The 5,079-nt window shown below is 61.2% G+C and carries 5 protein-coding genes; all 5 read left to right on the top strand.

Annotated elements, in window-relative coordinates:
* Positions 1–935, top strand: a 935-nt coding sequence (locus tag QZY06_RS09890) for a 2-hydroxyacyl-CoA dehydratase subunit D (RefSeq protein WP_295683537.1), incomplete at its 5' end; no start/stop codon positions are given.
* Positions 935–2,299, top strand: a complete 1,365-nt coding sequence (locus QZY06_RS09885) for a 2-hydroxyacyl-CoA dehydratase subunit D (protein WP_295683534.1) — start codon at positions 935–937, stop codon at positions 2,297–2,299. The genes QZY06_RS09890 and QZY06_RS09885, both read left to right, overlap by 1 nt.
* A gap of 44 nt (positions 2,300–2,343) precedes the next feature.
* Complete coding sequence (locus QZY06_RS09880) at positions 2,344–3,261, top strand: acyl-CoA dehydratase activase (protein ID WP_295683531.1); 918 nt, start codon at positions 2,344–2,346, stop codon at positions 3,259–3,261.
* A gap of 8 nt (positions 3,262–3,269) precedes the next feature.
* Positions 3,270–3,869 (top strand): MarR family winged helix-turn-helix transcriptional regulator, encoded by a 600-nt coding sequence (locus QZY06_RS09875; RefSeq protein ID WP_295683529.1) that lies wholly within the window; start codon positions 3,270–3,272, stop codon positions 3,867–3,869.
* A gap of 158 nt (positions 3,870–4,027) precedes the next feature.
* The coding region (locus tag QZY06_RS09870) for an alkane 1-monooxygenase (protein WP_295683526.1) at positions 4,028–5,079 on the top strand (1,052 nt) is incomplete at its 3' end.

Below are 5,079 nucleotides of genomic sequence, written 5' to 3'. Positions count from 1 at the left end.
GTGACTACGATTTTCTCGACGCGATCATGTTTGGCGATCACTGCGTGCAGGTGCTCGGCGCCGCCGACGTGGTCCGCGCCAAGTTGCCGAACACCCGCGTGCACTTTTATCAGCTCATTTCGTCGATGAGCGATCCCTGGAGCCTGAGCCGCGCGCGCGAAACCTTCGCCGGACTCAAGGAAGGGCTCGAGGAAATGATCGGCCATCCGATCGACGATGAGGCCACGCGCGCCAGCATTCGTCTGTTCAACAAGAACCGTCAGCTGCTGCGCCGCCTCTACGAGATGCGCCGTGCCGGCACCGCGAACCTGACTGCGAAGCAGATGCAGCTTGCCGTGAAGTCGAGCATGGTCATGGACAAGGCGACGCACAACGCGCTGCTCGAAGATCTGGTGGCCAAGCTTGAAGCCGGCTCGGCCGAGCGTCAGCGCGGCGTTCGCGTCTATCTGTCCGGCCATTTCTGCCAGGCGCCGAAGCTTGGCATTCTCGATCTGATCGAGTCCTGTGGCGGCATCGTCGTCGACGACGATCTGTATCACGGCCAGCGCTATATCTCGACCGATGTCGATGAGACCGGCGACCCGCTCGATGCGCTCGCCAAGTGGTATCTGGAGCGCAATCTCAAGGTGCCGTGCCCGACCCGCGTCGACCAGAATGCGGACTGGGAAAATTATCTGCTCGATGCGATGGTCAAGAGCAAGGCTGACGGCATGATCGTGCTGATGGCCAAGTTCTGTGAGCCGCACATGTATTACTACCCCGAGATCAAGGAAGCCTTCGAAGCGAAGGGCGTGCCGCATCTGCTGATCGAGACTGAGCACGAAACCACGGCGCTTGAGGGCATTCGCACTCGCGTCGAAACTTTCCTTGAAATCGTCAAGCGCCAAGCCCGCGCAAAGACCGCAACACGCAGCGTCGAAACTGGAGCCGTCTGATGAGCAACTTCTTCAATGCCGCCGAAGCGCCGGTCGTGAAGGCCAACCGCCTGCAGTCTTCGTCGCTGAACAACCGCATGGTCAACGACTACTGGACCGAAGTCTTCAACGCGAAGGCTGAAGGCAAGCTGGTTTGCTGGTACGAGGGCGTGGCGATCAATCCGCTGATGCAGGCGGCCGACATTCGCTGGGTGCACGGCGAAGCCTGGTCGGCGCTGCTCGCGGCACGCAACAACGAAGGCCCAGCACAGGAAGCCGCCGAAAGCCGCGGCTACATGAAGGAGCTGTGCTCCTACGCGCGCACCCACATCGGCTGCGGCGTGCTGGCGCAGAACCGTGGCGTCGAAGCCTCGGGTTCAAGCTTCAGCGACGCCCTCGGTGCTGGCCTGCTCGGCGAGCGGGTGCCGGCGCCGGACATGTTCATCAGCGCCTATCCGTATTGCAGCACCGGTCAGCAGTGGGACGAAATGCTGTTCCGCCTGTTCGGCAAGAAGATTCCGATCTTCAACATCTCGGTGCCGTGGGTCTGGGGCAACAAGAAGGACGCGGGCTATCTGAGCGGTGCCGAGTTCAAGGAAGCGACCGCGTACATGGTTCGCCAGCTGAAGGAATGCATCAAGTGGATTGAAGTTCAGACTGGCAAGAAGTACGACTACGACAAGTTGTCGGAAATCATGGCCTACACCAAGAAGGCCGGTGAGCTGCGCATGGAAGCCATCGACATGTGCGCGGTGAAGCCGGCGCCAGCCAGCTTCTTCGACTGGACCACCAGCCTGGCACCGGTGAACTTCGTGCCCGGCGGCCCGGAAATCGTCAGCTATTTCGAGACCGTGAAGGCCGAGATCGCCGAGCGCGTGCGGGTAGGCGAGGGTGCGATCCCGCAGGAGAAGTACCGCCTGTTCTGGGACGGCATCATGAACTGGAACAAGATCGGCTGGCTGGCCAACAAGTTCGCCGGCTACAACGCGACGATGGTCGCCGGCCGTTACACGCACATGGGTTTCTGGCACGAGCACGAGTGCATCGACGTCAACGATCCGCTCGAAGGCATGGCGATCAACTACCTCGTCTGCCCGATCAATCTGTCAGCGCCGTTGATGATTGAAGAGATCATCAAGCTGTGCAAGAAATTCGAAATCGATGGCATGGTGCTGCACGCCGCCCGTACCTGCCGCGCCTTCTCCAATCCGCAGTACCTGATTGCCGATGCGGTGCAGAAGCGTCTGGGCATTCCGGTCGCGATGATCGAAGGCGACATGGTCGATGAATCCTTCTACAAGGACGAACTGGTCAATGCCCGCCTCGAAGCTATGATGGAAGCGATCGAAGGCAAGAAGCGCATGATCATTCCGCACGCGGCCTGATCGATTGTCGACGCTGTCGCTCACCTCTTGAACCGGAGATCGCCATGAAGCAATACGTGATGGGCATCGACTTCGGATCAACCACGTCCAAGACCGTGATCCTGGACATGGAAGGCGTGATCGTGGCATCGGCCGTGTCGCACAAGGGCTCGGTCAGCGATGAAGGTGCGAAGGCTTCGATCGCCGAAGCACTGGCAATCGCCGACATCAGCCAGAAGGAAGTGATTCGTGCGGTCAGTACCGGCTACGGCCGGCGCATGCTCGAAGTCTCCGACAAGTCCTATACCGAGATCACCTGCCACGCGCGCGGCGCGGTCGCGATGGTGCCGAGCGCCAAGCTGGTGATCGACATCGGCGGTCAGGATTCCAAGGTCATTGCCGTCGATCCGCAGGGTCTGGTGTCGCAATTCGCGATGAACGATCGCTGTGCGGCCGGTACCGGAAAGTTTCTCGAAGCGCTGGCGCGTGCTGTCGCCGTGCCGCTCGAAGAGATGGGTCCGATGGCGCTCGAAGCGCGTGAGAACATCGTCATTTCCAGCATGTGCGCGACCTTCGCCGAAACCGAAGTCGTGGCCCTGCTCGCCGAAGGCAAGAGCAAGCCGGAAGTGCTCGGTGCCGTGCACGCGGCGATTGCCAGCCGCATCGTCGGTCTGGTCGCCCGGGTCGGCAAACGCGAACCGCTGGTGATGACCGGCGGCGTTGCCCAGAATCCGGCCGCCGTATTTCACCTCGAAAAGGCGCTGGGCCTGAAGCTGATCATTCCGGAAAATCCGCAGATCGCCGGCGCGCTCGGCGCCGCCTTGATCGCGCTCGATGAAGCGCGGTCGGATCTCGCCGATGCCGCGGACGAAGATGACAAGGTCGACTCTCAGATCGATGCTGCCCGCTGCGGCACGCCAACTTGCACGGCGCCCAAAGCCAAGGCGGGCGTGCAGGTCATTCATGGCCCGCTGAGGCACTGAGGTCTCGCATGTCAGGCGTCGAGAAAAACCCCAAGTCCAGGAACAGTCTCGAAGGCTTTCTGCGGACTGGTTATCTGATCCATGACGTCTCGCGGCTGCGCCGCATGCTCTATGACCAGCGCTCGCGTCATCTCGGCATCACCCGTTCGCAATGGTGGGTGTTGTTCAATCTGTCCCGAGGCGATGGTCGGCCGCTGAACCAGAACGAGCTTGCGCAGATGCTCGAGATGGGCAGCGCCTCGATGGGCGAACTGCTGCTGCGTCTCGAGAAGTCCGGTTTCATCAAGCGTCAGGCAATGCCTGGTGATCGCCGCTCGAAGCATGTGGTGATTGCCGAACGCGGTCTGGAAGTGCTGGAGCACATGCGCCTGGTGGCGCGGGCCAGCAATGAAGCGATCATGGACGGCATCTCGGTTGAAGATCAGCTGCTGCTCAACAATCTGCTGTCGAGAATGAAGAACAACCTGCTGACCCAGGTTGCGCTGGAGCCCGGCAATCCTGCCGATGCGGCGGCACGTGCTGCGCTCAGCGCGGAAGACGGTGAGCGTCCAGCGAGAGCTCGCAGTCGTGCTCGCGTGGATTCCGCTGTCGAGGCGTCTGGCCCATGAACGCTATCAAGCGTTCTTGTTCCGAGCGTCGGCATTGGCCGGCTGTTCGAGTCGTGCACGCCGGTCATTTCGGCCCCCGACGTTTGCACGCCGCCCGCTGAACCGAATTCCACCCTTCAAGTCATAACCACCCTTTCCATTTCTGTCGAGAGTTCGTCATGAAAGATTATCTGAAGTACTACGCTGCAACCCTGTTGATCGGGGCAGGGCTCGCCGGTTTCTATCTGGGTGGCGATTGGGTCTGGCTGGGCTTCGCAACCTTCCCGCTGGTGACTTTCATCGACTTCGTTTTCCCCCGCGACTACAGCGTGCGCAAGATGACTTCCGCATTCTGGGCGTCGATTCCGGTCTGGCTCGGTGGTCTCGGTCCGGTGGTGCTGTTCCTGGCGTTCGGCTGGCGCATGCATATCGAAGAGTTGACCGGCTGGCAGCTGTTCGGCGGCGTGATGTCGTCTGCCTGGCTGGCTCTGGTGCCGGGTATCGCGGCCCAGCATGAGCTGTTTCATTCGCGCGACCCGCTGGCCCGCACCGTTGGCCGCTATGCGCAGTTCACCCTGTTCGACGGCATGCGCGACATCGAGCATGTGATCTATCACCACATCGATGTGTCGACGCCGCACGATCTGAGCACTGCGCCGCGCGGCACCTCGATCTACAAGTTCACGCCGAAAGCAGTCTGGGGCACGATCGCTTACGCGCTGAAGGCAGAGAGCATGGCCCTGCGCAAGCGCGGCCTGTCGGGCTGGAACTGGCGTCATCGCGTGTGGAAGATCGTTGCCATCCAGATTGTCTTCCAGAGCATCATCTACTCGATGGCTGGCCTAACCGGCGTGCTTTGCGTGCTGTCGGCGATGTTCATCGCCAAGACCTGGACCGAATCGTTCAGCTACTTCCAGCATTACGGTCAGACCCGCGTGCCGGGCACGCCGGTCGGTCGCCGTCACGTCTGGAATCATCTCGGTGTTGCCACCCGCGTGCTCGGTTTCGAGCTGACCAATCACGCCGATCACCACATGAATTCCTACGCGCCGTACTACAAGCTGATTCCGCACCGGGAAGGCATCGAGCTGCCGAGCGTGTTCGTCTGCTTCCTCGCTGCGCTGATTCCGCCGCTGTGGGAAGCGACGATCATCAAGCCGGCGCTGAAGCGCTGGGACATGGAGTTCGCCACCCCGGGCGAGCGCAAGCTGGCGCGCGAGCAGAATCTTGC

The sequence above is a fragment of the uncultured Nevskia sp. genome, from assembly GCF_903885465.1.
In the GTDB taxonomy this organism is placed as follows: domain Bacteria; phylum Pseudomonadota; class Gammaproteobacteria; order Nevskiales; family Nevskiaceae; genus Nevskia.
The sequence above is the reverse complement of the archived record's forward strand: the minus strand, read 5'-3'. Positions and strand labels throughout refer to the sequence as shown.

What these genes read in the sequence shown, in the direction of transcription:
- QZY06_RS09885 (WP_295683534.1), top strand. Translation starts at nt 935, where the DNA reads ATGAGCAACTTCTTCAATGCCGCCGAAGCGCCGGTCGTGAAGGCCAAC.
- QZY06_RS09880 (WP_295683531.1), top strand. Translation starts at nt 2,344, where the DNA reads ATGAAGCAATACGTGATGGGCATCGACTTCGGATCAACCACGTCCAAG.
- QZY06_RS09875 (WP_295683529.1), top strand. Translation starts at nt 3,270, where the DNA reads ATGTCAGGCGTCGAGAAAAACCCCAAGTCCAGGAACAGTCTCGAAGGC.